Consider the following 25,245-nt stretch of genomic DNA (forward strand, 5'->3'; position numbering starts at 1 on the left):
CGATCATCCCAGTCGAATCACCCAATTCCGGGCATTGCCCGACGGAGTGGAGTCCTCCGTTCCCACAGGGGTAGACGCGCTGTCGGTGGCCGCTGGCAGACTGGCCCACCAAGTCAACGAATTCCTGCAATTCAACGAGACCCACCAGGTCAACGAGATCGAAGGGGCCCAGCATGTCGATGGCGGGCAATCTGCGGAAGGTCGGCGGTCTGCGCAGGGTGGGCAGCCTGCGCAAGGTCGCGCGGCTCGCACGGCGCAGGCCCAAGGTCGACCTGAGCCACCCCGCGCGCTCCCCGCTGGGCTCCGCGGTGGTGAACTGCGTGACGTACCGGGACGGCGTGCGCGAGTCGGGCGACAGCGACCTCGTCGACTCGGTGCGCGCGGTGCGCAAGTCGGCGGACGGATTCGTCTGGCTCGGCCTGCACGAGCCGTCGGAGCTGGAGTTCGCCGACATCGCCGAGCTGTTCGACCTGCACCCCCTGGCGGTGGAGGACGCGGTGCACGCGCACCAGCGCCCGAAGGTGGAGCGGTACGGCGAGACGCTGTTCACGGTCCTGAAGACGGTCTGCTACGTCGACCACGCGGAGCTCACGGCGACCAGCGAGATCGTGGACACCGGCGAGCTGATGGTGTTCCTCGGGCGGGACTTCGTGATCACGGTGCGGCACGGCAGGCACGGCTCGCTCGGCCCGGTGCGCGAGCGGCTCGAGTCCGACACGGAGCAGCTCGCCAAGGGCCCCGCGGCAGTGCTGCACGCGATCGCGGACAGCGTGGTGGACGACTACCTGACGGTGATCGACGAGGTGCAGTCGGACATCGACGAGGTCGAGGCGGCTGTCTTCGCGCAGAACGGCGCGAAGGTCGACCCCGGCCGCATCTACCAACTCAAGCGGGAGCTGCTCGAGTTGAAGCGGGCCGTGGTGCCGCTGTCCCGGCCGATACAGGAGCTGTCGAGCCGCGCCTTCCCCGTCGTGCCGCCCGAGATACAGGCGTACTTCCGCGACGTCTCGGACCATCTGCTGCGGGCGGCGGAGCAGATAGCGGCCTTCGACGAACTGCTCAACTCGATCCTTCAGGCCCATCTGGCCCAGGTGACGGTGGCGCAGAACGAGGACATGCGGAAGATCACGGCATGGGCGGCGATCGTGGCCGTACCGACCATGGGCACGGGCGTCTACGGCATGAACTTCGAGTACATGCCGGAGCTGCACTGGCGGTTCGGCTACCCGCTCATGGTGTCCGTGATAGCCGTGATCTGTTTTGTGGTCTACCGGGGCTTCAAGCGCAACGGCTGGCTGTAACGCCGGGACCAGGCCGAGGGCTCAGCCGCTCCACGCCGGGTGGCGCGGGTCGTCCGCCCGGACGACGACGTCCGCGCTCGCGGCGGGGTCGGTCTCGGAGTCGTAGCGCTCGAACGCCGGGAGGGTCCACTGCTCGGACTCGGGGGTGCGGCGGCGCAGCGCGCCCTTCGAGAGGCTCACGTGAACGGTCAGGTCGAACGGGAACCAGTGGTGCAGGAGGAGGGGGCCATGCATCAACAGGACGCCACCGGGCGGGAGTTGAACATAGGGGCTGCGCGTCGCGCGGTCCGTGACCGGGTCCCACAGGTCGGGCAGGACGCGTCCGGTGCCGTCCGGTTCGAGGGGGCCGAACACCTCGCGCCACAGGGCGCCGGTGTCGAACCAGCCGCTGTAGTACGCCTCGACGTCGCGGCGGCCGTACTCGAAGCGGAGCGAGGCCGGGCGCAGGAAGCCCTCGGTGCCGACCGTGAGCGAAGACCGGCCGCGGGTGCGCAGGGACGCGGAGACGAGCGCCGCGAGTTCGCCGGGGCGGGCGGCGGGGGCGCCGTCGATGGCGACCTTCGGCCAGGAGCCGCCGTCGGCCGGCTTCAGGTCGAGCAGCCGCTCGGCGAGGGTGTCGCCGAGCCGTTCCCAGGTGATCGCTTCGAGTCGCACGCACTCAATGATGCCGGGCGCGTCCGGGCGGGCATCACGGTCCTATGAGCCTCGTCGTCTTCCAGCCGGTGAAACGCAAGCGGTGCGGCGCCTGCCACCGGGGGCCGCTCCTGCTGCTGGCCCTGGAGGGCGGGCAGCCGCGGTGTCTGGACTGCGCCGACCTGGGTCACCTCGTGTTCCTGCCGCGCGGCGACACGGCGCTGACGCGCAGGGCGCGCGAGGAGAGCACGCTGTCGGCGGTCGTCGTGCGCTTCCATCGGCGGCGCGGGCGGTACGAGCGGCAGGGCGTGCTCGTCGAGGAGGCGGCGCTGGCGCGGGCCGAGGCGCGGTGCCTGGCGGACGCGGAGGCACGGGCGCGGCGGCGGGCCAGGGACGCGGCGCGGCGGGCGGCGCGGGACGTGGTGTTCGTGGCGGAGTTCGCCGCGCGGATCCGGGTGCTGTTCCCGGGCTGCCCGGCGGAGCGGGCGGCGGCGATCGCCGCGCACGCCGGGGAGCGCGGCAGCGGCCGGGTGGGCAGGAGCGCGGCGGGTCGGGCGCTCGCGGACGGGGCGGTCGAGGCAGCGGTGCGGGCCGCCGTGCGGCACGTGGACACGCCCTACGACCGGCTGCTGATGGCGGGCGTGCCGCGGCGGGAGGCGCGGGCGCGGGTCGCGCAGGCCGTGGCGGCGGTGCTGGACGGGTGGCGGGAGGCGTCGCATGCCGACACCGTTCGCTCAACGTAATCGTGAAATCACTGTCGACAACCGACAAACTGCGGCATGATCGCTCTCGGATAGGGGGGCGAATGATCGAAGGTCCGTATTTCGCGCTGGTCGTGCTGGGGGCTGTCTGGTGCGGCGTGAGTTCCGGGGTGTTCGTCGCGTTCTCCACGTTCGTGATGCGCGGCCTCGGCGCGCTGCCCGCCGCGCAGGGGATCGCGGCGATGAACGCCATCAACGTCGCCGCGCTGACGCCCGCGTTCATGGTGGTGTTCCTCGGTGCCGCGGTGCTGTGCGCGGTGATCGCGGTCGTGACGTTCGTGCTGTGGCCCGATCCGGGGACGGCCGAGCTGCTGGTGGGGTGCGTGCTGTACCTGGTGGGCTCGTTCGGGGTGACGGTTCTGGCGAGCGTGCCGCGCAACGCGGCGCTCGCGGGCCTGTCCGGCGCCGAGGAGTCCGAGGGCGCGGCGGCGCAGTGGCGGACGTATCTCGTCGAGTGGGTGCGGTGGAACCACGTGCGGGCGGCGACGGCGGCCGCGGCCTCCGCCCTCTTCGTCCTGGCCCTGACCTGAGCCGCCCTCGTCCCGCCCTCGCCCCCGCCTCGCCCCGACCCGAGCCGCCCGATCCCGGGCAGGCGCGCCGGACCCGACGTATCGTGACGAAAGAGCCACGACGCACGGCGTAGGGAGACGGCCATGGCCGACCCCAAGGGCTTCCTGAGCACACCCCGGCGGGAGGCGCCGCGCCGCCCCGTCGAGGAGCGGGTCCGCGACTGGGACGAGGTGTACGTCCCCGGCGGACTGCTGCCGATCATCGAGGCGCAGGCGGACCGCTGCATGGACTGCGGGATCCCGTTCTGCCACGAGGCGTGCCCGCTGGGGAACCTGATCCCGGAGTGGAACGAGCTGGTCGCGCGCGACGACTGGCGGGCGGCGAGCGAGCGGCTGCACGCCACGAACAACTTCCCCGAGTTCACCGGCCGCCTCTGCCCTGCGCCCTGCGAGGCGGGCTGCGTCCTCGCCATCAACCAGCCGGCCGTCACCATCAAGAACGTCGAGGTCGCGATCGCCGACCGCGCCTGGGACGACGGTTTCGTGGGTGCGCAGCCGCCCGAGCGGCACAGCGGCCGCACCGTCGCCGTCGTCGGCTCGGGCCCCGCGGGCCTTGCCGCGGCGCAGCAGTTGACGCGGGCCGGGCACACGGTCGCGGTGTACGAGCGGGACGACCTGCCGGGCGGTCTGCTGCGCTACGGCATCCCGGCGTTCAAGATGGAGAAGCGTCACCTGGACCGCCGCCTCGACCAGTTGGCCAAGGAGGGCGTGCGGTTCCGTACGTCGACGGAGATCGGCCGCGACATCGGGGCCGCCGAACTGCGGACCCGCTACGACGCCGTGGTGCTCGCGACCGGGGCCACGGCCTGGCGCGAACTCGACGTCCCGGGCCGCGAACTGGCCGGGATCGAACAGGCGATGCCGTATCTGACCTGGGCCAACCGCACGTACGAGAACGGGCGGAGCCCTGCGCGGGAGGCGCCGGAGACGCCGGAACCGCTCAGCGCCGCCGGCAAGCACGTCGTCATCGTCGGCGGCGGCGACACCGGCGCCGACTGCCTGGGCACGGCGGTACGCGAACGGGCCGCGTCCGTCACCCAGTTGGACATCTACGACCGGCCGGGCGACGAGCGGGACGAGGACGCCGAGCCCTGGCCGACGTATCCGAAGCTGTACCGGCTCTCCGCCGCGCACGAGGAGGCGGGTGAGCTGCGCACGGCCCCGGCGGCTGACGCGGACGCCCGCCTGTTCGCGGCGTCCACGCTGCGCTTCACCGGGGACGCGGCGGGGCATGTACGGGAGTTGCACCTCGTGGAGGTGGATGCGGCGCGCCGTCCGCTGCCCGGTACGGGGCGGACGCTGCCCGCGGATCTGGTGCTGCTCGCGCTCGGTTTCCACGGGCCCGAGAACCGGGCCGGTGGCCTCATCGAACAGTTGGAGCTCGGTCTGGACGACCGGGGCCGTCTCGCGCGGGACGCCGCCTTCGCCACGGACGTGCCGGGCGTCTTCGTCGCGGGGGACGCGGGGCGGGGCGCGTCGCTCGTGGTGTGGGCGATCGCGGAGGGCCGGGCGGCGGCCGCCGCTGTCGATCGCTGGCTGACGGGCCGGACGCGGCTTCCCGAGCCGATCGGGGCGCACGACCGCCCGATGGCCGTCTGAGCGCCACACGCAACCACGCCACGCGCAACAACCACGTCACGCATAACCGCGCCTCGGACGACCCCGTCACGAAAGCAGGAAGTCCGCGGCGCCCGCCTTCGCGCCCTCGATGAACGCGGTGATCTCGCCGAGGGTGTAGATCAGGGCCGGCCCGTCCGGGTCGGACGACTGGCGTACGGCGACGCGCCCGTCGGCCAGCTTCATGGCTTCGAGGCAGTTGCCCCCGTTGCCACCGCTCCAGGGCTTGTGCCAGCCCTCGCTGCCGAGTTCGCGTGCCGGCATGCCGTTGTAGATCGGCTCGCCGTCGACGCCTCGTATTCGGTCCTTGATCGAGTCCATTCACAGCTCCTTGCGGAGATCACGGAGGATCTCCTTTGTGCGTTGCGCCGTCGCGGCATGCGCCGCCATGCGGTCCATGACCTCGAGGTGAGTGGCCACCTCAGGGCGCGCGTCGAGGTAGACGGCGCCTGTCAGGTACTCGCTGTAGACCATGTCCGGCAGTTCTGACATGGCAAATCGGAACAGGACGAAGGGTCCGTACGTGCCCGGGTGCGGGCCCGCGGCGAACTCCGCGACCTGAAGCGTCACGTTGGGCAGCTCCATCGCCTCGAGCAGCCGGTCGATCTGGCCGCGCATCACGTCCGCGTCGCCGACCGGGCGGCGCAGGGCGGTCTCGTCCATGACCACCCAGAGCCGCGGCGCGTCCTCGCGGGTGAGCAGCGCCTGGCGCCGCATGCGCAGCGCGACGTGCCGCTCGACGACATCGGGGTCCTCGGCGAGCGCCCGCCCTATGGCACCGGAGGCCAGCACCCCGCGCGCGTAGTCCTCCGTCTGGAGCAGGCCCGGCACGAAGTGGGGGTCGTACGACCTGATGAGCTGGGCCGCGCCCTCCAGGCTCACGTACATCGAGAACCAGCCGGGCAGGATGTCGTGGTAGCGCTGCCACCAGCCGGGCTTGTTCGCCTCCTCCGCGAGCTGCACGAAGGACGCGGCCTCCTCGTCGGTGACCCCGTAGGCCTTGAGGAGCACCTGGACGTAGGGAATCCGCAGCGAGACCTCGGCGGTCTCCATGCGCCGGACGGTCGCGGCGGTCACGCGGAGTACTCTCGCGGCCTCCTCGCGCTTGAGCCCGGCGCTCTCCCGCAGGTCCTGGAGTCGGCGTCCGAGAACGACCTGGCCGACCGTCGGCGCGGACCGCGGTTCGCTCACGACCCCTACCTCCCAGTGCTCCCGGTGTCTGAATCCCGCCACTTTTCGCCATGAGAAAAGGCCTGGGAGGAGATCCTCACCGGCCGTTTCCCTGCGGTTCACGCCCATGGGGGGCGCGTGGCGCGCTGCTGCGAGCAGTGTGCCATGTCCACTGCACAAGGCATACGCCACTCTGCACTTTTCAGAGTGACCCTTGCCAAGTGTTCTTGACGGGGAGATAGTGGCAAGCGTGACTCCGTCTGCGCCTTTAGGAACAGAAGCCAGCGAGACTACGCTCGGTGACCGTTCGGGTACCCCGACAGGGGCCCTCCCGTCGGCGACCCGCCGCAGCAGTTTCGAACTGGCTCCCCATCCGGGCTCCGCCGCTCAGGCCCGGCGCGTGACGCGTACCCATCTCAATGCGTGGGGCGCGTGCGAGGACACCTGCGACGCGGCGGCCCTCGTCGTGTCCGAACTGGTCACGAACGCGATCGTGCACACCGCGAGCCGGCGCATCCACTGCGAGCTGCGCGAGTTGCGCGACGACGCGGGTGACCGCCTGCGCATAGCGGTCCGCGACGAGGGCTGCATTCCGGGCGACGCGCGCGTCGGCCGGGTCGCGCCGGAGGAGGAGCACGGCAGAGGCCTGCTTCTGGTGGCCGCGGTCGCCACCGCCTGGGGCGCCCAGGAGACCGGGCCCGGACTGCTGGTCTGGGCCGAACTGCCCCGCGACGACCGGGCCCCGGAGTCGGCGGGCCCCGTCCCCGGCGCGTCGGACGGCGCCGGGTGGGCCTGGTGAACGTCCGCCGCCCGCGGGCGGCGGACGCAGGAAGGACGAACGTGCGGAACGGGATCGAATGGGCGTGGTGACGACGGGCAAGCGGACGATGCACTTGAACTCGCTGGCCGGCCTGGCTCGCAAACACCTTGCCCGGCGGCCCGAGCAGCCGGGCGCCGCCCGCGCGGACCGCGCGCGGCCCGTCCGGCTCAGCGTTCCCGCGGGCATGACCGCGCCGCTCGGCTGCGACGCCGTCGCGGTGCCCGAGGAGTTCGGCCGCGCGATGGCGAAGCGCCTGCCGCGGATGGGCTGTGTGTACGCGGACGGGGCGCACTGGTGGTGGCTCGTGCCGTCGGACTCCGACGTGTCCCTGGAGTGGCCCGCGCCCGCGTGCTACACGGCGGGCGCGGTGGTGCGCGACGCGCCGCAGCCGCCCGCGCTCGTGCACTGCCCGGACGGTTCGGTGCCGTACACGCCGCCGATCCCGCTGTACCTGGCGCTGTGCCGGGTCACCGGGACCACGCCGGTGTGGTCGCGCTCGGTCGGCGCCTCCTAGGCCGGGGCGCCCCGGGGCGGGGCGTCAGCCCACCGGTTCGGCCGTCGGCTCCCGCACGATCACCAGGAACGCGTCGGTGGCCAGGTCCATGACCACCTCGGCCGGCTGGCCCTCCTGACGGCGCCGGTTCGCGTACTCCTCCGCGGGCCAGGAGCCCCGGGGCCCGCCCGCGGGAAATCGTCGCAGCACCACTCGTCCGTTGATCATCGCTCGTCCCTGCCCCCGTGATCGTGCGGATGTGCCGCGTCCGGTGCGTCCGGACGCTTCATGAGGGAGAACGCGGGTGGGGGCGGTTCCGGCTCACGGTGTGACGAGAACGACACCGAGTTGAGACACGGTCAGGTCGTCCGCGCGGCGCTCGCGGCGGAGTTCAGGCCCTGCTCGCGGCGGAGTTCAGTCCACGTACTCGTCGTGATAGCGCACCCGGGCGCTGCCCGCGGGCGCGCCGAGGGCCGACGCGCGCCCCTCCGGCTTCTCCCACTCCTCCTGGCGGCCCAGCGCGGTGAGGTCGAGGAGGTTCGTGGTGAACCCGATGTGGTCCATGCCGCGGGCGAACGTCGAGTACGTGTGGAAGACCCGCTCCCCCTCGCGCAGGAAGCAGCTGATCGCGGGCTGCTCCTGGAGCGCGCCGTCCTCGCCCACGACCGTGGCCCCGAAGTCCAGGTTGAAGTCGCTGAGATGGGACGAGTACCAGGGCACCGTCCAGCCCATCCGCGCCTTGAACGGCAGGATGCTGGTGAACGGCGCGCGGGACACCGCCGCGAACTCCGTGCCCCGGGCCCGCAGATGGGCCAGGTGCCCGATCTGGTCGAGGAATCCGGAGCAGCTGCGGCAGCCCGCGTCCCAGTCCGGGGCGAACATGAAGTGGTACACGACGAGTTGGGCCCGGCCCTCGAACAGGTCGAGCAGCTCCGACTTGCCGTCCGGGCCCTCGAACACGTACGACTTGTCGATCTCGACCATGGGCAGCTCCCGCCGCCGCGCGTTGAGTTCGTCCCGCGCCCGGGTCGCCGCCTTCTCCAGGGCGAGCAGTTCCTCACGCGCGGCGCGCCACTCCTCGCGCGTGACCACCTTCGGCAGCCCCATGGTTCCTCCCTCGGTCGTGTCTCTGGGAGGGCTGACCGGAGGGCGGCGCGGAACTCATCGCCGCGGCGGAAGTTTTTCCCGAGGAACTTTTCACGGGGCGTCCCGTCGAAGAACGTTCGCGGGCGAAGTTTTCGCGACGAGTCCTGGAGGAGTCCTGTCCTCCCCCGCCCTGCCGCTGGCAGGCTGGCCGCCCCGGCCCGTCCGGGCCGGCCAGAGGACGGAGCACACCATGCTCGTCGGCACCTGGAACCTCGAGAACCTCTACCGCCCCGGCGGCCCCTACGGCCCCCGCGACAAGGCCACGTACGAGGCGAAACTGGCCGCGCTCGCCGGCACCCTGAACCGTCTGCGGCCCACCCTGCTCGGCGTCCAGGAGGTCGGTGACCCGGCGGCGCTCGACGATCTCGTGCAACTGCTCGACGGCCGCTACACGGCGACAATGTCGCAGTACCCCGACGAGCGCGGCATCCGGGTCGGCTTCCTCTCCGACGTCGCCGTGACCGTGGTCGCGGACACCGCCGCGTTCCCCGAACCGCTGCGTCCGGTGCAGATCGACGACTCGGGGCGGACGGCGGACCGGGCGGGCCGTGGCGTGCTCGCCGTGCACTTCTCGACGCGGGCGACGTGGCTGACGGCCGCCGTCTGCCATCTGAAGTCGAAGCTGCTCGGCTATCCGGGCGGCCGGTTCGTGCCCCGCGACGAGGGCGAGCGGGCGCGGTACGCGGCGTACGCGCTGGGGCGGCGGGCCGCGGAGGCCGCGACGGCGCGCGCCCTCGCGGACACGCTGCTCGGCGAGGACGGCCGCCGCGAACGCGTCGCCGTGCTCGGCGACTTCAACGACGAGGTGTCGGCGGCGACGACCCAGATCCTCCAGGGCCCGCCGGGCTCCGAGATCGGCACGCCGGGGTTCGACCACGCCGACAAGGGCGACGCGCGCCGGCTGTGGAACGTGGCGCCGCTGATCCCCGAGGACCAGCGGTACTCCCGGGTGCAGGCGGGCCACCGGGAGCTGATCGACCACGTCTTCGTCTCGCACGAGCTGCTGGGCCACGTCGTGCGCGCGGGGACCGGCGTGCCGCACGAGGAGGACGCCGCGCCCGCGCCGCTGCCGTCGGTGGGCACGGATCCCGAGGAGCGCAGGGACGCGCCGGGCTCGGACCACGCGCCCGTCTGGGTCGACCTGCGCCCGTGAGTCAGGCGGCGAGTTCCGCGAGCAGCACGTCGATCCTGCGCGCGTGCTGCTCGGGCACCCGCCCGGTGTCGTCGACCTGCACGGCGCACGCGGTCGTGGTGTCGACGAGCCGTTCCAGGACGACGGTCACCTGCCGGGAGCCGTCCGCGTACCGCGCGAGCACGGGCAGTTCGGCGGCGGCGAGGTCGACGGCGGCCCGCGCCTGCGCGAGCGTCCGGTACGCCTCGCGCCGCAGCGCCCACCGCCCGTGCCGGTCGACTCCCTGGACGTCTTCGCTGAGCACGTGCCGTACGTAGGCGTGGGCGGCGTCGTGCGCGGCGGCGAGCCGCACCCTGACCCCGCCGGCCCGGTGTCCGCGCGGCAGCGGCAGATGCCCGGCGACCAGCACGATCGCGCAGGCGAGGAGGGTTTCGGTGATCCGCCCCCAGGACGCCTCCGGTTCGCCGCCGACCATCACGAGGGACAGCACGAGCACGGTGACGACGGCGGTCTGCGCCGCGAAGTGCCGGGTGGCGACGGGGATCAGCGCCCCGCACGCGGCGACGAGCGCGACGAGTCCGAGCGGATCGGGCAGCACGGCGGCGAGCCCCGCGAAGAGCACGGCCCCCGCGACCGTCCCCGCGGCCCGGCACAGGGCGCGCGAGGCGAGCGGCCCGAGGTCGGGCTTGACCAGGAAGACGGCGGTGGCGGGCAGCCAGTACCAGTGCAGCGGGTGCAGGGCCTGGGCGACGGCGGCGCTCGCCCCGAAGGAGAGCCCGACCCGGACCCCGTACTCGCGGCCCGCGGGTCCCGCGGCGCGGCGCAGGACACGCGCGGGCACGCGCCGCCGCGTCGGCGCCTTGGCCTCGGCGCCCGGGCCGGACCCGTCGAAGGTCTCGGCGGCCCGCAGCAGGGACTCGTCGAGGGCGCGCAGGCCCGCGTCGGCGCGCGCGGGGGCGGGGAGGGCGCCGGGCGCCGCGCCGGAGCGCACGGCCGCGGCGAGGCGGCGCGGCCCCTCGGCGGCCCGTGCGGGCACCGGCCGTCCGGCCCAGGCGAGTGCGGTGGCGGCCTCGGCGAGCGGCAGCGCGGCGGAGAACTGGCGGCGCAGCCGCCGGGTCGCCGCGGAACGGCCGGGCCGCAGGGCGTCCTGCGCCTGGTCGAGCGCGGCGGTCAGGGCGACGCGGCGGGCCTGCGCGTCCGGTCCGCCGGCCGCTTCGAGGAGCCGGGCCACGGCCTCGTACACGGCGGCGACGGCCGCGCGCTCGCCGTCGTACAGGTAACCGAGGCGCTGCCCGCGGGCCGGGGACGGCAGCACGAGGCGCAGCAGGATCAGCCACGCGGCGCCGCCCGCGAAGAGCAGGGCGCGCTGCCAGCCGGGTTCCGGCAGTGGCATGCCCGCGCCTATGGCGACGGTGACGAGGAACTGGGTTCCCGCGGACGACGCGACGGGCCCCGCGGCGCTGAAGGCGCCGCCGACGAGTCCGAGCAGTCCGAAGACGACCGCGATCAGCGCACCACTGGGGAGCGCGCTCCCGAGGAGGCTCCCGACGGTCATCCCGAGCGCCCCCGCGAGCGCGGGCCCGCCGAGCCGGGTGACGGCGGCGAGCCGCGGTCCCGGCCGGTCGTTGACCCCGGCGAGCAGCGTCCCGAGCGCGAGCAGCACCCCGCTGGAGGGGCGTCCGGCGGCGACGGCGGCGAGCAGCAGCGGCCCGCCGGCCAGCGCCCCGCGCACGACGGCGGGCCACGGCACGGGCGCGCGCTGGGCGCGCAGGGCGTGGCTCAGCCAGGGCGGGAGCGTGTGAGGGCGGCGCATGACGGCGGACGGACTCCTGTCGTACGAGCACGGGGGTGGTGCCGGACGCCGTCGGCCAGCTCTGGACTGGTGAATCAAGCGTAAGCGGAGTTGTTGGAGGGCGGGAAACAGCGAGGTTTCCGGAATGTGACACTTGACCGTGCCCACGACCCCACCCGCCGACGACGGCTGGCCCGACACCGCCGGCGACACAGCGCTCACCCTCCACGTCCCCGAGGCGGACGCCCTGGTCCGCACGCCGTCGAGGGCGCATGTGACGGTCCTCTACCCGTTCCTGCCGCTGGACCGGATCACGTCGGAAACGGAAGCGGAACTGCGCGACCTGTTCGCGTCGGCCCCGCCCCTCTCCCTCGCCTTCACGGAACTGCGCCGCTGGCCCGGAGTGCTGTACCTCCCGCCGTCCCCTGACGATCCGCTCCGCGCGCTCATGAAGGCGCTGCGGGAGCGGTGGCCGGAGGCCGTCCCGTACCGGGGCGTCTTCGGCGACGAGGGCCTCGACCCGCATCTGACGCTGGCGAGCGGCTGGGGCACGGACGAGCTTCCGGACGCGGAGTTCACGGGTGCGCTGCCGCTGTACGCGCGCGTGGACGCGGTGAAGCTGATCGTGACGGACGGCGCGGGCTGGCGCGACCTGCGGGCGTACCCACTGGGGCGTCAGGCCCGCTGAGCGTCGGCGACGGCTCCGGCCAGCAGCTCCCGCGCCCGCTCGACGACGTCCTCCAGCTCGACCGCCGGGTCGGCGACGACGTCATCGATCCCCCGCAGCCCGGCCCGCTCCAGCAACCGCTTCTCGTTGGTCACCCACTCCCCGCGCGCCGCGAGCACGGCGTGGGCCGCCTGCGCCGCGGCGACGGCCACGGCCCCCAGGACCTCGGTGCGCCCGCCGAGGGGCGCGTTGTTGGCCCGCGCGTACTCCAGGGTGATCGCCGCGCGCCCCCACCACACGTCGGGCGCGGCCTTGCGCAGGGCGGCGGGATACCCGTCGGGGCGGGGCGCGGAACCGCGCAGCACACGGTTGGCGGCGAGCTCGGCGACGACGAGGTAGCTCGGAATCCCGGCGAGGTGGAACATCAGCGGCTCCCAGTGGAACCGCCCCGCCTCCGCCTCCCTCATCTCGTGCTCGACGACGTCCAGATCCCGGTAGTGCACATCGACGCGCCGCCCGTCGACGGTGAGCCAGGCCCCGCCGTTGAACACACCGCCGCCCCACCCCCCGATCTCGGACACCTCGCCCTCCCACCCGACGTCCCGCAGCTCCCGAGGCGCGAACACCCCTTCGCTCCCCCGGTAGTACACGGCGGTGTCCCAGTCGCTCCGCTCGGTGTGGGTCCCCTGCGCCCTCGACCCGCCCAGGGTCACGGCACGCACACCGCTCAGCGAGGCGAGCCTCCCGGCAAGCCGGTCGAGAAACACGTCGTCGGAATACTCAGGCATGCGCCCACGCTACGCCCGCGGCCCGCGTTCCACCCGCCCCACGGAGCCCGCCTGCACGGTGAACCCGTGGCTGCCGCCGCTGATGTTGTTGTGCACGTGGTACGTCACGGTGGGCGCGGCGGCGCCGCCCTTGTCCAACTCGGCCAGGATCTCCCGGAGTTCGGCCGCGGCCTCGGGGTTGGCCCGCAGAGCCTGCCGCATCCGGTACCGCCACGCGCCCTCGACGGCGCCGACGGCCTCCTCGTCCCCGGCCTCCCGGGCCTCGGCGACGTCTCCCCGCGACTCCTCCAACTCCCCGGCGACCGCGCCCTCTTCGGCCCCCCGCCCGCGCGACACGATGCGCGCGACCCGGTCCCGCACCCGCGTCCAGGCGTCGGTCGTCATCTGCTGCACGAGGGCGGTGGCTCCGGCGGCGGCGAGGGCGGTGAGTTCGGCATCCATGCCCGCACGGTAGGCGAACGGCACCCTCCGCGTCAGGACCCCGTCCCGGCCGCCTCCGCCCGCTCCCGCCGGCACACCATCCCGTAGACCCCCGCCCCCACCACCGTCCCGATGAACCACGAATACGCCGCCACCGCGTCGAAGTACGGGACCAGTGCCAGGATCACGGCCAGGGTCGCCGAGGGGACGAAGGCCGCCAGGGCCTTGGGGTTCACGCCGTGGCGGTAGTAGTAGCGGGAGCCGGGGCGGGCGTCGAAGAGGGCGGCGTCGTCGATACGGCCGCGCTTCACCCAGAAGTAGTCGAGCATCATGATGCCGAACAGGGGGCCGAGGAACGCGCCCAGTCCGCCCAGGAAGTAGTTGACCACGGTCGGGTTCGAGTAGAGGTTCCACGGGGTGACCACGAGGGCCAGGACCGTGGAGATCGCCCCGCCCACCTTGAACGTGATCTTCTGCGGCCAGACGTTCGCCAGGTCGTAGGCCGGGGAGACGAAGTTGGCGACGATGTTGACGCCCATCGTGGCGATCGCGAAGGTCAGGGCGCCGAAGACCAGGACCCACGTGTTGCCGATCTTCGCCACCAGCAGCGCCGGGTCGGTGATCGCCTCCCCGAAGACCTCGACGCTGCCCGCCGTGACGACGACCGAAAGGACCACGAAGGCCGTGGAGTTGATCGGCAGGCCCCAGAAGTTGCCCCGACGGACCGTGCGGTAGTCGGGCGCGAAGCGGGAGAAGTCGCAGAAGTTGAGCATCAGCGTGCCGTACGTGGCGAGGATCAGGCCGATCGCGCCGAACCACTGGCGGAACTGTTCGCCGGTGGAGACCGGATGCGGTGTCGACGTCAACGAAATCGTCCAGCCCGCCTTCGACCAGATCCAGACCGCCAGCGCGAGCATCACCACCCAGATCGCGGGGCCGCAGAAGTCCTGGAACTTGCGGACCGACTCCATGCCGCGCGTGATGATCAGCGACTGGACGAGCCAGAGAAGGAGGAAGGAGGCCCAGCCCAGGGCGTGCAGGCCGAGGAAGGAGTGCTCCGTCCACGCCTTCGTCCCCGGGAAGGCCGCGAGGACCATCACGTTGACCGCCACCGAGGCGAGGTAGGTCTGGATTCCGTACCACATGATGGCGATCACGGCGCGGATCAGTGCGGGGATGTTCGCGCCCCAGACGCCGAAGCTGATGCGGCTGACGACCGGGAACGGGACGCCGTGGCGCTGTCCGACGCGACCCATCGCGTTGCAGCCGACGTAGATGAGGACGAAGCCGACGAGCAGCGACGTGAAGACCTGCCAGGCGTTCAGGCCGAGCACCAACAGGCCCGCCGCGAACGTGTAGTTGCCGAGGTTGTGGACGTCGGACATCCACAGCGCGAAGAGGTCGTAGACCTTCCACTTCCGTTCGGCCGCGGGCGCGAGGTCCTCGTTGGTCAGGCGCGGATCGGGCGGCTGCGCGGCGCTGGTCTGGGGGTGCGCTGGTTCGGCCACGGACATGGCGGACCTCCGGCGTGAAGGTTTGGTATACCAATACCGCGCGATCGTCCCGCTGCCGACCGCGCCCGGCAATGTCCGTGCGGTTACAGCTCAGTAAATCCACCCCGCTCCCCCGGCCCGCGCGAGCCATCGACGAAGATGGACCCATGACGACGGCAGGATCGGTGGAGCCCCTGGGCGCGGTGCGCGAGCGCGTGCTCGCGGCGTTGCGCGAGGACATCATCGGAGGCCGCCGCAGGCCGGGCGACCGGCTCGTCGAGCGGGACCTCGCCGAGCGGTTCGGGGTCTCCCGGGTCCCGGTCCGCGAGGCCATCAGGGCCCTGCTCGCCGAGGGCTTCGTGACGTACGAGACGCCGCGCAGGGCCGTCGTGCGCACCCTGACCCGCTCCGACGTCACCGAGCTGTACGAGCTGCGCGAGGCCCTCGAGGTCTACGCCGCGGGGCTCGCGGCCGAGCGCGCCACCGACGAGGACCTGGCGGAGCTCGCGGAGCTGCTCGCGCGCGCCACCCGCGCCACCGAGGAGGGCGACGCGGAGACCAACACCGACGTCAACTCCCGTTTCCACGACCGCCTGTTGGCGATGGCCCGCAACGAACTGATCGTCTCCGTGATGCAGCCGGTCGGCGGCCGGCTGCGCTGGCTGACCCGGCGCGGCGAGGAGTGGTCCCAGCAGCTCGCCGAGCACCGGGAGCTGTACGAGGCGATGGCGGCGCGCGACGCGGACCGGGCGCGGTCGATGGCGCTCACCCACGTCCGCACCAACTACCGCTCGACCGTGCGTCAGCTCTTCCCCGAGAGCCCGGAGGGCCCGGAGGACACGGCGTCCTGAGCGAACCGGTCGAGGGCCGCGACGAGTTCGTCCGCGATCCCCGGCGCCCCCGCGTTGTGCCCCGCGTCGTCCACGACGACCAGCTCGGCGTCCGGCCACGCCGACGCGAGGCGCCACGGGATGCCGAGCAGGTTGCCGAGGTCGACCTTCCCCTGCACGACGACCGCGGGAAGCCCCGACAGAAGCGGCAGGTCGCGCAGCACCGTGTCCGGCGCGTCCAGGAAGTGGTTCCGTGACCAGTAGTGCGTGACGGTGCGCGCGAAGCCGTAGCGGAAGTCCGGGTCCTGGTAGCGGGGCACGGAGCGCGGTGGCTGCGAGGCGATCGCGGTCTCCCAGTCGGTCCAGGCGAGGGCCGCCCGCTCGCGCACGGCCGGATCGGGCGACTCCAGGAGCCGGCTGTACGCGGCCGTGAGATCGCCGTCCCGCTCCTCGGGCGGCACCCCCTCGACGAACTCGGCGAACGCCTCGGGGAACACCTTCCCGAGCCCCCGCGTCATCAGGTCGACCTCTTCCCGGCTGCCGGTGGCGAGGCCCGTCAGGACAAGGCCGGTGACGGAGTCCCGGTGCGTCTGCGCGTACCGCAGGGCGAGCACGGAGCCGAAGGAGACGCCCCACACCAGCCAGCGCTCGACGCCGAGGTGGGCGCGCAGCAGCTCCAGGTCGGCGATCAGCTTCGGCAGCGTGTTGACGCTCATGTCGGTGCCGGGCGCGCTCGCAGGCGGCGTGGAGCGGCCCGCGCCGCGCTGGTCGAACTGCACGATCCGGTAGCGCTCGGGGTCGAACAGGCGGCGCGGGTAGGGCGTGGCCCCTGACCCGGGCCCGCCGTGCAGCACGACGGCGGGCCTGCCGCGCGGATTCCCCGAGACCTCCCAGTGGATCCGGTTGCCGTCCCCGACGTCGAGGAGGCCCTGCTCGTACGGTTCGACCGGTGGGTACAGAGGCATCCGGCGAACCTACTACCGGCCCGCCGCGCCCCGCCCCCGGATTTACTGCGGCCTGATGCCGCGCATCCGCCCGTACGCGTACACGCAGCCCGCGAGCGCGAGGTCGGACAGGAGCATGAAGCCGATGGAGTACGAGTTCTGCGAGCTGTAGATGGCGCCCATGACGAGCGGCGGGACGAAGCCGCCGAGTCCGCCGATGGCGCCGACGATGCCGGTGACGGAGCCGACCTGGGGTTGCGGGGTGACCTGGGCGACGAGGGCGAAGACGCTGCCGCTCGCGGTGCCGAGGCCCGCGCCCATCACCAGCATGTCGACGGTGCCGCCGGGCGCGAGGTGCGGGTTGAAGGCCTGCACGATGGCGAACAGCGCGACGACGCCGAGCGCCCACGCCGTGACGACCGCCGGGTGGATCCGGTCGGAGAGCCAGCCGCCGATCGGCCGGAAGATCACGGTGACGAGGGCGAACCCGGCGGCCTTGGTGCCCGCGTCGACGGGGTCGAGGTCGTACCAGGTCTTCAGGTAGGTGGGCAGATAGGTGCCGTACGCGACGATGCCGCCGAAGCCGATCGCGTAGAGCGCCGACAGCTCCCAGGTGACCCGCAGCTTCCCGGCCTCGCCGAGGCGTTCGCCGAGCGAGGTGGTGGGGATGGTGCGGCCGGGGTGGTCGCTGATGAAGAGCCAGGCGATCACCACGTACGCGGCGAGGGCGATGGCGACGATGTAGAACGGCAGGTTCTCGCCGTGCTTGGCGATGCGCGGCGTGAAGTAGCCGGACAGCGCGACGCCGCCCATGCCCATGCCGAAGATTCCGACCGCGGCGCCGCGCTGGGCGGGCGGGAACCAGGAGTTCACCAGCGGGACGCCGATGGCGAAGGTGGTGCCGCCGAGCCCCAGCAGGAAGCCCACGAGGATCATCGCGAGGTAGGAGTCCCTGGCCACCGTCACGAGCAGCACGGGAATGATGGTCAGGGCGGTCACCAGCGGGAACATCAGCTTGGCGCCGAACTTGTCGGTCAGGGCGCCGACCGGGATCCGGCCGAGCGAGCCGACGATCACCGGAACGGCGACGAGGAAGGACTGCTCGAAGGAGCTGAGGCCGAGCTTCTCCCCGAAGGCGCTGCCGAGCGGCGCGATGAGGTTCCACGCCCAGAACGTGAGCGCGAACCCCACCGTCGCCACGATGAGGTTGCGGTACGCCGCCGGGGGCGGCTTGGCCGTCGTCGTCTCCTGCGCTGTCTGTGCTGCCACACCGCCACGCTAGGAAGCGGGTGATCAACCAGCCTGCGGAGTTGGGCCGAACGGGTGCAGGCCCGCCGTCCGTGCCGCCTCCCGCAGTACGTCCCGCAGCATCTTTGGAGTGAGCCGGCCCGTGAACGTGTTGCGCTGGCTGACGTGGAAGCAGCCGAACAGCGTCAGCCCGTCGAGGTCGACGCGGGCGCCGTGGCCGAACGCGGGGCGCGGGCGCGGCACCTCCCAGCCGGCCTCGGCGAACGCGGGGAGCGCCGCCTGCCAGCCGAAGGCGCCGAGCACGACGACCGCGCGCAGCGTGGGCCGCAGCAGGTGCAGTTCCTGGACGAGCCAGGGCCTGCACGTGTCGCGCTCGGCGGGCGTCGGCTTGTTGGCGGGCGGCGCGCAGTGCACGGGCGAGGTGATGCGGACGCCGTGCAGGGTCAGCCCGTCGTCAGCGCTCACCGCGTCGGGCCGGGACGCGAGCCCGATGTCGTACAGAGCCTGGTAGAGGACGTCGCCCGAGCGGTCGCCGGTGAACATCCGGCCGGTGCGGTTGGCGCCGTGCGCGGCGGGCGCGAGGCCGACGATCAGGAGCGGCGCGTCGTGCGGGCCGAATCCCGGGACCGGGCGGCCCCAGTACGTCCAGTCGGCGAAGGCCGCGCGCTTGGTGCGCGCGACCTCCTCCCGCCAGTCGACGAGCCGGGGGCAGGCCCGGCAGTGGGTGATCCGCTCGTCGAGTTCACCGAGACCGTCCATGCCTGACGACGATAGGCGCTACGTGAACGCGGCTCCCAACGCGACGAACACGCAGATCAGCACGAACAGGATCGCCAGCAGCGGCCACACGAACCGCAGGTACTTGTCGTAGCCGACCTTGGCGAGGGCGACGCCGCCGATGGTGACGGCGGTCGTCGGCACCCACAGGTTCATCCAGCCGCTCGCCGCCTGCCACGCCGTGACGACGACCGCGCGGGACACCCCGGCGAAGTCGGCGAGCGGCGCGAGGATCGGCATGGCGAGCGTGGCGTGTCCGGACGTGGACGGGATGAGGAAGGCCAGCGGCAGGTTCACGACGAACACGATGATCGCGAAGACGCCCGACGAGGTGCCCTTCACGACGCCCTCGATGGCGTGCAGGACGGTGTCCGTGATCTTCGAGTTGTTCATGATCACGGTGACGCCGCGGGCCAGCAGGATGACCAGCGCGGGCGACACGAAGTCGGCGGCGCCCTGGACGATCGTCGAGCTGAGCTTCTGCTCGCCCATCCGCGCGACGATCCCGACGAGCACGGCCGCGACCAGGAAGAGCGCGGCCAGCTGCGGGAACGACCAGTCGAGCTCGAAGCCGTACGGCGTCGCGTCGGCGTCGCCCGTCAGGGCGCTCGCCCAGGGCACCACCGAGAAGATCATGAAGGCGAAGACGAGGGCGGTGACGACGAGCACCGACTTGTGCAGCCCGGTCAGCTCGGGCACGTCGGCTGCCGTGGTCGCCGTCTCGTCGAGGTCCCTGTCCCCCGGCAGGAACCCGGACAGCGAGCGGTCCGGGTTCTTCTGCACGCGCTTCGCGTACCGGATGACGTACGCGGCGGTCACCGCGGTCAGCACGAGCCACATCGCGAACCGCAGCGCGATGCCGTCGCCCAGCGAGATGTCGGCGGCCGAGGAGGCGACGCCGGTGGCGAACGGGTTGACGGTCGAGCACAGCACGCCGACGCCCGCGCCGAGGATGATCGCGCCGACCGCCGTCATCCGGTCGTACCCGAGCGCCAGCATCAGCGGCACGATCAGCCCGTAGAACCCGAGCGTCTCCTCCGCGAAGCCCTCGACGGTGCCGAGGACCGAGAAGACGACCATGACGCCCGCGATGAGCAGCGCCCCGCGCTCGCGCAGCCGGTGGGCGAGGCGGCCGATGCCGCGGTCGAGGGCGCCGGTCGCGAAGACGACGGTGATGAAGGCGCCGATCGCGAGCACGAACAGGAAGACGCCCGCACTGCCGTACAGATCGCCGGAGTTGTCGGGCGAGACGAGGGAGGTCTTCGGGTCCTGGATGCCGTAGAGCCCGTTGACCGGGGCGAGGAACAGGTCGTTGAGCCGGTCGACGAAGGACTGCCCGGACTCGACGCGCTGGTACGTGCCCTGGACCGGCGCGCCCTGGCTGTTCCTGTCGTACTCCCCCGACGGGATCAGGAACGCGAGCAGCCAGATCGCGATCGTGACGACGGCGAGGACGGTGAGGGCGCTGGGGAAGCTGAACTTCTTCTTCGCCGGGGGCCGTTCGGGCGCCTCGGTCGTGTCGGCGGTGCTCATCGGCCGCTCCGGAAGTCGGCCGCGTACGCGCGGACGAACGCGCACATCGCGACGACGGTCGCGTGCAGCTCGGAGAAGAGGACGCGCTCGTTCGGGGCGTGCAGATTACAGAGGTTGTCCTGCGCGCCGAAGAGCAGCACCTCGGCGTTCGGTGCGGCCTGCGCGAGACCGTTGACCAGCGGAATGGAGCCGCCGGTGGCGACGTACGAGGCGTCGGTGCCCCAGGCCTCCTTGAGCGCGGCGCGGGCGGCGCGGTAGGCGGGCCCGTCGGTCCGGGCCTCGTAGCCGGGGCCCGTGTCGCCGGGGGTGACGGTGAGCGCGACGCCGAAGGGGCGCAGCGAGCGCAGATGCCGTACGAGGTGGTCCTGGGCCTCGCGCGGGTCCTGCTGCGGGTGGAAGCGCAGGTTGAGCTTGGCGCGGGCGTGCGGCACGACGGCCGATGCGGCGCCCGCCACGCTCGGCGCGTCGAGGCCGATGACGGTGATCGCGGGGCCGCTCCAGAGGCGTTCGCCGAGGGTGCCGCTGCCGAGGAGCGGGAGGCCGGGCTCGATGCCGGCGAGCTCGCGGAACTCCTCCTCGGTGTAGCTCGTGCCGGTCCACTCGTCGCGGCGCAGGCCCTCGACGGCGACGTCGCCGTGCACGTCGTGGAGCGTGGCGAGGGCCTTGAGGAGGACGAGCAGGGCGTCGGGGGCGGCGCCGCCGAACTCGCCGCTGTGCCGGGCCTCTTCGAGCGTGCGGACCTCGACGGTGACCTCGGCGGCGCCGCGCAGGCCCGTGGTGAGGGTGGGGGTGCCGGGGCGGATGTTGCCGAGGTCGGCGATGACCATGGCGTCGCAGGCGAACCGGTCGGCGTCGGTCGGCGGGTACTCGTCGAAGGGGCTGCCGTACTCCTCCTGGCCCTCGAAGACGATCTTCACGCCGACGGGCGGTCGGCCGCCGAAGGCCCGCAGCATGCCGAGGTGCGCGATGACGTTCGACTTGTCGTCCGCGATGCCGCGGGCCCGCAGCCCGCCCTCGATCTCCGTCGGTGTGAACGGCGGCGACTTCCACAGGCTCTCGTCGCCGGGCGGCTGCACGTCGTAGTGCGAATAGAGCAGGACGGTCGGGGCGTCGGGCGTGGGCGGCGGGATCTCGCCGAAGATCACCGGGGCCGTGTCGGGGAGTTCGAGGCTCTCGACGTGCTCCACGCCCGCGTCGCGCAGCAGCCCGACGAGCAGGTCGTGGGCCTCGCGCACCGGCTCGGGCGGGTGGCCGGGGAAGGCGACGGACGGGATGGCGGCGAGCCGCTCCAGGTCGGACCGCAGCCCGTCCATCAGCCGGTCGACCGTCTCCCGCAGCTCGCCGGTCGGCTCCATGGCGTCACTGTCACCCATCTCGTACGCACCCCTCGCTGTCGATTACGCGCCTTTCGCCCGGATTATCCGGGGCGGAGGCGAGTCACCCGGACGGGGCTCGCCGAGGGGCGCGACAACGGCGCTAAGGTCGATGGCATGGCATCGGAGACACCGGGTGACGGCGGGACCGTGCGGGTCGACAGCTGGATCTGGGCCGTGCGGCTCGTCAAGACCCGCTCGGCGGGCGCCGCCGCCTGCAAGGGCGGACACGTCAAGGTCAACGGGACGAGCGTCAAGCCGGCGTACGCGCTGCACGTCGGCGACGAGGTGCGGGTGCGCCAGCCCGGCGGGCGCGAGCGCCTGGTCAAGGTGGTGCGGCTGATCCGCAAGCGGGTCGGCGCGCCGGTCGCCGCCGAGGCCTACATCGACAACTCACCGCCGCCGCCCCCGCGCGCGGTGGTCGCCCCGGTCGGCGTCCGCGACCGCGGCACGGGCCGCCCGACGAAGCGGGACCGCAGGGAGCTGGAGCGGCTGCGCGGCATCTTCGGGCAGGGGCCCGAGCAGCAGTGAGCCGAGGCCGCCCGGGTGGGCGCCTCGGCTCGGGGCCCGACACGGGCACGGCCGCCCTCACCTGCGCAGGAGGGTGAGCAGCTCCCGGTTCCGCGCCCGCCGCGTCCACGCGAGGGCGGCGAGCGGCACCAGCAGGATCACCGGCGTCGCCGCGTTCTCCCCGTGGAAGACCACGACCTGCATGAAGAACGCGCCGACCATCAGCACGCCCAGACCGAGCGCGGCGAGCCCGGAGAGCACGGGCACCAACAGGCCGACGGCCCCGGCGACTTCGAGCAGCCCGATGGCGTACATGCCGGGCCTGCCCCACCCGATGCCGTCGAAGGCCTCGACGGCCGTGGGGTGCGCGATCAGCTTCGGCAGACCGCTCGCGATCCCGTAGAACAGGGCGAGCACGACGGTGACGGTGTGCAGCGTGATCCGGGCGGCGCGGGAACGGACGGGCGCGACGGCGGTGGCGTTCGACATGACGGGGCTCCTCGGTGGACGAAGGGGGACGCGGCCCGCACGGTGCGGTGCGCTGTCACAGAGGTAGACCCGCCGCCGGTCCCGAACTCATCGCCGCGCGCCCGCCGTTGCCCGACGCCCCGTCCCGTTACGCCGGCACCGCCCGCACCCAGGAGCCGTCCTCCGTCAGCACCCGGTCGATCCGCAACCCGGCCTCCGCGAGGGCCTGTTCGAACTCCTCCTGGCTCAGCGGCCTGCACCGGTACGTCTGCGTCCACACGGCGTCCGGGAACTCGTACTCGACCTTCACCGAGCGCACGCCGTCGCCGACCGGCTCCGAGTGCAGCTTGCGGATGGTGAGCCCGCCGGGCAGCTCCACCTCCCGCGGCAGGTTCTCGTGCGCGCCCGGTCGCTCCCGCTGGATCAGCACGCAGCCGTCGTCCGCGACATGGCGGCGGCACGCGGCGAGCATGCCCGCGCGCACCTCGGCGTCCCCGGTGTGCACGAGGATCGACCCGAGGATCACCGCGTCGAACGTCTCGCCGAGGTCGAGGCGCTCGATGGCGCCGCGCACCGTGCGCGCGCCCCTGACCCGCTCCAGCATCTCCGGCGACTCGTCGACCGCCGTCACCCGGAAGCCCCGCTCGACCAGCGGATGCGTGACGCGGCCGACGCCGCAGCCCAGCTCCAGGAGGCTCGCGCCCGCGGCCACGGCCCCCGCGACGACGTCCGGTTCGCCCTCGACCGCGAGCCGCGAGTAGAGCTCCACCGCGCACCCGTCCGGCGTGATCGCTCCCGGTCCCGTGCCCTCGTATCCCGTACGCATCTCAAGACCCATGCCCGCCCAACGAACCGCCCGCGACCGCCGTTCCCCGCCCGCGCGTGGCACCCTGGAAGAGGGAGCCCGTACGGCCCCCTGCCCGTCGTGCACGCGCCGAGGGGATGGCGACCATGGCCCGTACGCATACAAACCCGCATCACACGCCCCACCTGCCGCATCCGGCGCACTTCGTGCGGACCGGTGACGAGCCGGTCACCGCGCGCAGCCCACTGCGGCTCCGTCTCGGCCTGGCGCTCTTCGGGCTCGCCTGGACGGTCTTCGGCACGGTCGCGTTCCTGCTGGCGCACCGCCCGTGGTGGGCGCTGGCCTGCGGGATCCTGTGGCTGATCACGACGGTCGACCTGTTCATGATCGTGCGGCACATCCGCCAGGGCCCGCACTACCAGCCCGGCCGCGACATCCCGCCGTACCGCAGGCCGCGGTGAGGCCGGGCCGGATCAGTCGTCGAAGCGGGCCGCCCGTACGTACTCCGGCTTCGGGTCGAGGGCCGCGGCGAGCCGGAAGTGACGCTTGGCCTGCTGATGCCGCGAGCCCCGCTCGTACGTCCTGGCCAGCGCGAAGTGCGCGAACGCGTTGTCCGGCTCGCGCTCCAGGACGATCGTGAACTCCAGCTCGGCCGCCCGCAGTTGCGCGGCGGCGAAGAACGCGCGGGCCCGCAGCAGCCGCGCCGCCGTGTTCTCGGGGTACACCGCGATGACCTCGTCCAGGAGCTTCACTGCTCCACGCGGATCCCGCGCGTCGAGCAGCTGCTCGGCGGCGCGGTAGTCGATGACGTGCGTCTCCGGGGTGGCTTCGGGCACGGCGGACTCCCTCCTGGTGTCGACCACGTCAACACCGCGAACCGTAAGGGCTATTCCTGCCCGGGGCCCGCCCGGGGAACACGCGCCCTGTTCAGCGCGAGCGGCTCAGGGACACCGTGAGCACCATGCCGACGAGCACGAGCAACGCCCCGGCGAGCATGAACGCCCGGTCCACGCCGGGCCGTTCCCCGCCCAGCAGCACGGTCTCGCGCGGATCGTCGACGTCGTACGCGACGCTGACCAGCGCCCCCGCGGGCAGCGGCCGCCGTTTGCTGGGCGGCTCGGGCGAGACCACCTCGACGACCCGGCCGTCCTCCGTCTCGAACTGCAGCAGCGGCCGCTCGGAGCCCTGCCGCGGCGGCTTGACCAGGGCCCGCGCCACGTTCCCCGCGCCCCGGACCCTGCGCGTGCGCCGCAGTCCGTACGCGCCCGCCATCAGCGCCACCAGGCCGCCCAGCGCGGTGCAGGCGGCGAGGACGATCACGCGGTCGCGGCACGCGCCCGGCGCGCCAGCTCCGCCCACACCTCGTCGACCCGCTCCGTGAGCCGGTCGAGCGGTACGTCGTTGTCGATCACGATGTCCGCGATCTCGAGCCGCTTCTCGCGGGTGGCCTGCGCGGCCATCCGGGCCCGCGCGTCCTCCTCGGTCATGCCGCGCAGCCGGGTGAGGCGGTCGAGCTGGGTGGCGGGGCCCGCGTCGACGACGACCACGAGGTCGTAGAGGGGCGCCAGCCCGTTCTCCGTGAGCAACGGCACGTCGTGCACGACGACCGAGTCGGCGCCCGCCGCGGCCTCCAGCTCGGCGGAGCGGGCGCCGACCAGCGGATGCACGATCTTGTTGAGCGTGGCGAGCTTCCCGGAGTCGGCGAACACGATCGAGCCGAGCTTCGGCCGGTCGAGGCTCCCGTCCGCGGCGAGCACCTCGTCGCCGAACGCCTCGACGACGGCCGCGAGCCCCTCGGTCCCGGGCTCGACGACCTCGCGCGCGATCCTGTCGGCGTCGATCAGCACGGCCCCCCGCTCCACGAGCAGCCGCGACACCTCACTCTTGCCGGCGCCGATGCCGCCGGTCAGCCCCACCTTCAACATAAGCGGAAGCTTAGGCCCTGCCGGGCCGAT

General features: G+C 73.0%; 30 protein-coding genes. 11 read left to right on the forward strand and 19 right to left on the reverse strand.

Going from position 1 to position 25,245, the window contains the following annotated elements; genetic code table 11:
* The first annotated feature begins 173 nt into the window (after positions 1 to 173).
* The gene (locus ACTWJ8_RS11805) at positions 174 to 1,301 is read left to right on the forward strand and encodes a magnesium and cobalt transport protein CorA (RefSeq protein WP_356388235.1); all 1,128 of its coding nucleotides are present in this window, start codon (positions 174 to 176) and stop codon (positions 1,299 to 1,301) included.
* Positions 1,302 to 1,322: 21 nt separating this feature from the next.
* Here the strand turns inward: ACTWJ8_RS11805 and ACTWJ8_RS11810 are convergent, their stop codons facing one another.
* Positions 1,323 to 1,955 (reverse strand): uridine kinase, encoded by a 633-nt coding sequence (locus ACTWJ8_RS11810; protein ID WP_443263766.1) that lies wholly within the window; start codon positions 1,953 to 1,955, stop codon positions 1,323 to 1,325.
* A gap of 44 nt (positions 1,956 to 1,999) precedes the next feature.
* Here ACTWJ8_RS11810 and ACTWJ8_RS11815 point away from each other — a divergent pair, with 44 nt between their 5' ends.
* The 3 genes from ACTWJ8_RS11815 to ACTWJ8_RS11825 all read left to right on the forward strand — a co-directional run bounded on the left by ACTWJ8_RS11815 (position 2,000) and on the right by ACTWJ8_RS11825 (position 4,863).
* Positions 2,000 to 2,677: a DUF2293 domain-containing protein gene (locus ACTWJ8_RS11815; protein WP_443263767.1), complete on the forward strand. Its 678-nt coding sequence runs from the start codon at positions 2,000 to 2,002 to the stop codon at positions 2,675 to 2,677.
* A 62-nt stretch (positions 2,678 to 2,739) separates the two neighbouring features.
* Positions 2,740 to 3,225 carry an anthrone oxygenase family protein gene (locus ACTWJ8_RS11820; protein ID WP_443263768.1) on the forward strand — a complete coding sequence of 162 codons (486 nt, stop codon included), beginning with the start codon at positions 2,740 to 2,742 and terminating at the stop codon, positions 3,223 to 3,225.
* 123 nt (positions 3,226 to 3,348) lie between these two features.
* Positions 3,349 to 4,863: a glutamate synthase subunit beta gene (locus ACTWJ8_RS11825; RefSeq protein WP_443263769.1), complete on the forward strand. Its 1,515-nt coding sequence runs from the start codon at positions 3,349 to 3,351 to the stop codon at positions 4,861 to 4,863.
* 66 nt (positions 4,864 to 4,929) lie between these two features.
* On the opposite strand, the gene ACTWJ8_RS11830 is transcribed toward ACTWJ8_RS11825, so the two are convergent.
* Positions 4,930 to 5,202: a DUF397 domain-containing protein gene (locus tag ACTWJ8_RS11830; protein WP_356388226.1), complete on the reverse strand. Its 273-nt coding sequence runs from the start codon at positions 5,200 to 5,202 to the stop codon at positions 4,930 to 4,932.
* Positions 5,203 to 6,072: a helix-turn-helix domain-containing protein gene (locus ACTWJ8_RS11835; RefSeq protein WP_443263770.1), complete on the reverse strand. Its 870-nt coding sequence runs from the start codon at positions 6,070 to 6,072 to the stop codon at positions 5,203 to 5,205.
* A gap of 379 nt (positions 6,073 to 6,451) precedes the next feature.
* On the opposite strand from ACTWJ8_RS11835, the gene ACTWJ8_RS11840 reads away from it, so the two are divergent.
* Positions 6,452 to 6,850 (forward strand): ATP-binding protein, encoded by a 399-nt coding sequence (locus tag ACTWJ8_RS11840; protein ID WP_443263771.1) that lies wholly within the window; start codon positions 6,452 to 6,454, stop codon positions 6,848 to 6,850.
* 58 nt (positions 6,851 to 6,908) lie between these two features.
* Positions 6,909 to 7,385, forward strand: coding sequence for a hypothetical protein (locus ACTWJ8_RS11845; protein WP_356388223.1), 477 nt, complete (start codon positions 6,909 to 6,911; stop codon positions 7,383 to 7,385).
* 24 nt (positions 7,386 to 7,409) lie between these two features.
* Here the strand turns inward: ACTWJ8_RS11845 and ACTWJ8_RS11850 are convergent, their stop codons facing one another.
* Together ACTWJ8_RS11850 and ACTWJ8_RS11855 are read right to left on the reverse strand one after the other, a co-directional pair.
* The gene (locus ACTWJ8_RS11850) at positions 7,410 to 7,592 is read right to left on the reverse strand and encodes a hypothetical protein (RefSeq protein WP_356388221.1); all 183 of its coding nucleotides are present in this window, start codon (positions 7,590 to 7,592) and stop codon (positions 7,410 to 7,412) included.
* Between the two features lie 186 nt (positions 7,593 to 7,778).
* Complete coding sequence (locus tag ACTWJ8_RS11855) at positions 7,779 to 8,471, reverse strand: DUF899 domain-containing protein (RefSeq protein WP_356388219.1); 693 nt, start codon at positions 8,469 to 8,471, stop codon at positions 7,779 to 7,781.
* A gap of 229 nt (positions 8,472 to 8,700) precedes the next feature.
* Between ACTWJ8_RS11855 and ACTWJ8_RS11860 the strand changes: the two genes are divergently transcribed.
* Positions 8,701 to 9,663: an endonuclease/exonuclease/phosphatase family protein gene (locus ACTWJ8_RS11860; RefSeq protein ID WP_443263772.1), complete on the forward strand. Its 963-nt coding sequence runs from the start codon at positions 8,701 to 8,703 to the stop codon at positions 9,661 to 9,663.
* A 1-nt stretch (position 9,664) separates the two neighbouring features.
* On the opposite strand, the gene ACTWJ8_RS11865 is transcribed toward ACTWJ8_RS11860, so the two are convergent.
* Positions 9,665 to 11,455 carry an FUSC family protein gene (locus ACTWJ8_RS11865; RefSeq protein WP_443263773.1) on the reverse strand — a complete coding sequence of 597 codons (1,791 nt, stop codon included), beginning with the start codon at positions 11,453 to 11,455 and terminating at the stop codon, positions 9,665 to 9,667.
* Positions 11,456 to 11,594: 139 nt separating this feature from the next.
* Here ACTWJ8_RS11865 and ACTWJ8_RS11870 point away from each other — a divergent pair, with 139 nt between their 5' ends.
* The gene (locus ACTWJ8_RS11870; RefSeq protein WP_443263774.1) at positions 11,595 to 12,122 is read left to right on the forward strand and encodes a 2'-5' RNA ligase family protein; all 528 of its coding nucleotides are present in this window, start codon (positions 11,595 to 11,597) and stop codon (positions 12,120 to 12,122) included.
* On the opposite strand, the gene ACTWJ8_RS11875 is transcribed toward ACTWJ8_RS11870, so the two are convergent.
* Genes ACTWJ8_RS11875 through ACTWJ8_RS11885 form a run of 3 tightly spaced genes read right to left on the reverse strand, consistent with a single transcriptional unit; the run spans position 12,110 to position 14,823 of the window.
* The gene (locus tag ACTWJ8_RS11875) at positions 12,110 to 12,889 is read right to left on the reverse strand and encodes a nucleotidyltransferase domain-containing protein (protein WP_443263775.1); all 780 of its coding nucleotides are present in this window, start codon (positions 12,887 to 12,889) and stop codon (positions 12,110 to 12,112) included. The two genes, ACTWJ8_RS11870 and ACTWJ8_RS11875, sit on opposite strands and share 13 nt — an antisense overlap.
* Before the next feature lie 9 nt (positions 12,890 to 12,898).
* Positions 12,899 to 13,330 (reverse strand): hypothetical protein, encoded by a 432-nt coding sequence (locus ACTWJ8_RS11880; RefSeq protein WP_443263776.1) that lies wholly within the window; start codon positions 13,328 to 13,330, stop codon positions 12,899 to 12,901.
* Between the two features lie 32 nt (positions 13,331 to 13,362).
* Positions 13,363 to 14,823, reverse strand: a complete 1,461-nt coding sequence (locus tag ACTWJ8_RS11885; RefSeq protein WP_443263777.1) for an NCS1 family nucleobase:cation symporter-1 — start codon at positions 14,821 to 14,823, stop codon at positions 13,363 to 13,365.
* 146 nt (positions 14,824 to 14,969) lie between these two features.
* On the opposite strand from ACTWJ8_RS11885, the gene ACTWJ8_RS11890 reads away from it, so the two are divergent.
* Positions 14,970 to 15,653 carry a GntR family transcriptional regulator gene (locus tag ACTWJ8_RS11890; protein ID WP_443263778.1) on the forward strand — a complete coding sequence of 228 codons (684 nt, stop codon included), beginning with the start codon at positions 14,970 to 14,972 and terminating at the stop codon, positions 15,651 to 15,653.
* On the opposite strand, the gene pip is transcribed toward ACTWJ8_RS11890, so the two are convergent.
* From pip to ACTWJ8_RS11915, 5 genes are read right to left on the reverse strand one after another with little or no spacing between them, the layout of a single operon-like run.
* A complete protein-coding gene (gene pip, locus ACTWJ8_RS11895; protein WP_443263779.1) occupies positions 15,605 to 16,597 on the reverse strand; it encodes a prolyl aminopeptidase in 993 nt (330 codons plus the stop codon). The two genes, ACTWJ8_RS11890 and pip, sit on opposite strands and share 49 nt — an antisense overlap.
* 42 nt (positions 16,598 to 16,639) lie before the next feature.
* Positions 16,640 to 17,845, reverse strand: coding sequence for a nitrate/nitrite transporter (locus ACTWJ8_RS11900; RefSeq protein ID WP_443263780.1), 1,206 nt, complete (start codon positions 17,843 to 17,845; stop codon positions 16,640 to 16,642).
* Positions 17,846 to 17,869: 24 nt separating this feature from the next.
* The gene (locus ACTWJ8_RS11905; RefSeq protein WP_356388200.1) at positions 17,870 to 18,583 is read right to left on the reverse strand and encodes a uracil-DNA glycosylase; all 714 of its coding nucleotides are present in this window, start codon (positions 18,581 to 18,583) and stop codon (positions 17,870 to 17,872) included.
* Positions 18,584 to 18,601: 18 nt separating this feature from the next.
* Positions 18,602 to 20,134: a YfcC family protein gene (locus tag ACTWJ8_RS11910; protein ID WP_443263781.1), complete on the reverse strand. Its 1,533-nt coding sequence runs from the start codon at positions 20,132 to 20,134 to the stop codon at positions 18,602 to 18,604.
* The gene (locus ACTWJ8_RS11915) at positions 20,131 to 21,507 is read right to left on the reverse strand and encodes a M20/M25/M40 family metallo-hydrolase (RefSeq protein ID WP_443263782.1); all 1,377 of its coding nucleotides are present in this window, start codon (positions 21,505 to 21,507) and stop codon (positions 20,131 to 20,133) included. The genes ACTWJ8_RS11910 and ACTWJ8_RS11915 overlap by 4 nt, the downstream gene beginning before the upstream one ends.
* A gap of 117 nt (positions 21,508 to 21,624) precedes the next feature.
* Between ACTWJ8_RS11915 and ACTWJ8_RS11920 the strand changes: the two genes are divergently transcribed.
* Positions 21,625 to 22,038, forward strand: coding sequence for an RNA-binding S4 domain-containing protein (locus ACTWJ8_RS11920; RefSeq protein WP_356388194.1), 414 nt, complete (start codon positions 21,625 to 21,627; stop codon positions 22,036 to 22,038).
* A 57-nt stretch (positions 22,039 to 22,095) separates the two neighbouring features.
* Here the strand turns inward: ACTWJ8_RS11920 and ACTWJ8_RS11925 are convergent, their stop codons facing one another.
* Positions 22,096 to 22,506: a DoxX family protein gene (locus ACTWJ8_RS11925; RefSeq protein WP_443263783.1), complete on the reverse strand. Its 411-nt coding sequence runs from the start codon at positions 22,504 to 22,506 to the stop codon at positions 22,096 to 22,098.
* 127 nt (positions 22,507 to 22,633) lie between these two features.
* Positions 22,634 to 23,323, reverse strand: coding sequence for a class I SAM-dependent methyltransferase (locus tag ACTWJ8_RS11930; RefSeq protein ID WP_443263784.1), 690 nt, complete (start codon positions 23,321 to 23,323; stop codon positions 22,634 to 22,636).
* A 113-nt stretch (positions 23,324 to 23,436) separates the two neighbouring features.
* Here ACTWJ8_RS11930 and ACTWJ8_RS11935 point away from each other — a divergent pair, with 113 nt between their 5' ends.
* Positions 23,437 to 23,751, forward strand: a complete 315-nt coding sequence (locus ACTWJ8_RS11935; RefSeq protein ID WP_443263785.1) for a DUF6343 family protein — start codon at positions 23,437 to 23,439, stop codon at positions 23,749 to 23,751.
* 12 nt (positions 23,752 to 23,763) lie between these two features.
* Here ACTWJ8_RS11935 and ACTWJ8_RS11940 read toward each other — a convergent pair whose 3' ends face one another.
* The 3 genes from ACTWJ8_RS11940 to coaE form a co-directional block, all read right to left on the reverse strand.
* Positions 23,764 to 24,126, reverse strand: a complete 363-nt coding sequence (locus ACTWJ8_RS11940; RefSeq protein WP_356388187.1) for a tetratricopeptide repeat protein — start codon at positions 24,124 to 24,126, stop codon at positions 23,764 to 23,766.
* Between the two features lie 91 nt (positions 24,127 to 24,217).
* Positions 24,218 to 24,649: a DUF3592 domain-containing protein gene (locus ACTWJ8_RS11945; protein WP_356388185.1), complete on the reverse strand. Its 432-nt coding sequence runs from the start codon at positions 24,647 to 24,649 to the stop codon at positions 24,218 to 24,220.
* Entirely contained in the window at positions 24,607 to 25,215 is a 609-nt protein-coding gene (gene coaE, locus ACTWJ8_RS11950) for a dephospho-CoA kinase (RefSeq protein WP_443263786.1), read from the reverse strand. The genes ACTWJ8_RS11945 and coaE overlap by 43 nt, the downstream gene beginning before the upstream one ends.
* Positions 25,216 to 25,245: the final 30 nt, after the last annotated feature.

Origin of the sequence: Streptomyces sp. SDT5-1, assembly GCF_052245995.1 — a bacterium.
Taxonomy (GTDB): Bacteria; Actinomycetota; Actinomycetes; order Streptomycetales; family Streptomycetaceae; genus Streptomyces.

Bases quoted from the DNA above. Each gene is read 5' to 3' on its own strand.
- ACTWJ8_RS11805 (WP_356388235.1), top strand. From the start codon at position 174: ATGTCGATGGCGGGCAATCTGCGGAAGGTCGGCGGTCTGCGCAGGGTG.
- ACTWJ8_RS11815 (WP_443263767.1), top strand. From the start codon at position 2,000: ATGAGCCTCGTCGTCTTCCAGCCGGTGAAACGCAAGCGGTGCGGCGCC.
- ACTWJ8_RS11820 (WP_443263768.1), top strand. From the start codon at position 2,740: ATGATCGAAGGTCCGTATTTCGCGCTGGTCGTGCTGGGGGCTGTCTGG.
- ACTWJ8_RS11825 (WP_443263769.1), top strand. From the start codon at position 3,349: ATGGCCGACCCCAAGGGCTTCCTGAGCACACCCCGGCGGGAGGCGCCG.
- ACTWJ8_RS11830 (WP_356388226.1), bottom strand. From the start codon at position 5,202: ATGGACTCGATCAAGGACCGAATACGAGGCGTCGACGGCGAGCCGATC.
- ACTWJ8_RS11845 (WP_356388223.1), top strand. From the start codon at position 6,909: ATGGGCGTGGTGACGACGGGCAAGCGGACGATGCACTTGAACTCGCTG.
- ACTWJ8_RS11850 (WP_356388221.1), bottom strand. From the start codon at position 7,592: ATGATCAACGGACGAGTGGTGCTGCGACGATTTCCCGCGGGCGGGCCC.
- ACTWJ8_RS11855 (WP_356388219.1), bottom strand. From the start codon at position 8,471: ATGGGGCTGCCGAAGGTGGTCACGCGCGAGGAGTGGCGCGCCGCGCGT.
- ACTWJ8_RS11860 (WP_443263772.1), top strand. From the start codon at position 8,701: ATGCTCGTCGGCACCTGGAACCTCGAGAACCTCTACCGCCCCGGCGGC.
- ACTWJ8_RS11865 (WP_443263773.1), bottom strand. From the start codon at position 11,455: ATGCGCCGCCCTCACACGCTCCCGCCCTGGCTGAGCCACGCCCTGCGC.
- ACTWJ8_RS11875 (WP_443263775.1), bottom strand. From the start codon at position 12,889: ATGCCTGAGTATTCCGACGACGTGTTTCTCGACCGGCTTGCCGGGAGG.
- ACTWJ8_RS11880 (WP_443263776.1), bottom strand. From the start codon at position 13,330: ATGGATGCCGAACTCACCGCCCTCGCCGCCGCCGGAGCCACCGCCCTC.
- ACTWJ8_RS11885 (WP_443263777.1), bottom strand. From the start codon at position 14,823: ATGTCCGTGGCCGAACCAGCGCACCCCCAGACCAGCGCCGCGCAGCCG.
- ACTWJ8_RS11890 (WP_443263778.1), top strand. From the start codon at position 14,970: ATGACGACGGCAGGATCGGTGGAGCCCCTGGGCGCGGTGCGCGAGCGC.
- pip (WP_443263779.1), bottom strand. From the start codon at position 16,597: ATGCCTCTGTACCCACCGGTCGAACCGTACGAGCAGGGCCTCCTCGAC.
- ACTWJ8_RS11905 (WP_356388200.1), bottom strand. From the start codon at position 18,583: ATGGACGGTCTCGGTGAACTCGACGAGCGGATCACCCACTGCCGGGCC.
- ACTWJ8_RS11910 (WP_443263781.1), bottom strand. From the start codon at position 20,134: ATGAGCACCGCCGACACGACCGAGGCGCCCGAACGGCCCCCGGCGAAG.
- ACTWJ8_RS11915 (WP_443263782.1), bottom strand. From the start codon at position 21,507: ATGGGTGACAGTGACGCCATGGAGCCGACCGGCGAGCTGCGGGAGACG.
- ACTWJ8_RS11920 (WP_356388194.1), top strand. From the start codon at position 21,625: ATGGCATCGGAGACACCGGGTGACGGCGGGACCGTGCGGGTCGACAGC.
- ACTWJ8_RS11925 (WP_443263783.1), bottom strand. From the start codon at position 22,506: ATGTCGAACGCCACCGCCGTCGCGCCCGTCCGTTCCCGCGCCGCCCGG.
- ACTWJ8_RS11930 (WP_443263784.1), bottom strand. From the start codon at position 23,323: ATGGGTCTTGAGATGCGTACGGGATACGAGGGCACGGGACCGGGAGCG.
- ACTWJ8_RS11935 (WP_443263785.1), top strand. From the start codon at position 23,437: ATGGCCCGTACGCATACAAACCCGCATCACACGCCCCACCTGCCGCAT.
- coaE (WP_443263786.1), bottom strand. From the start codon at position 25,215: ATGTTGAAGGTGGGGCTGACCGGCGGCATCGGCGCCGGCAAGAGTGAG.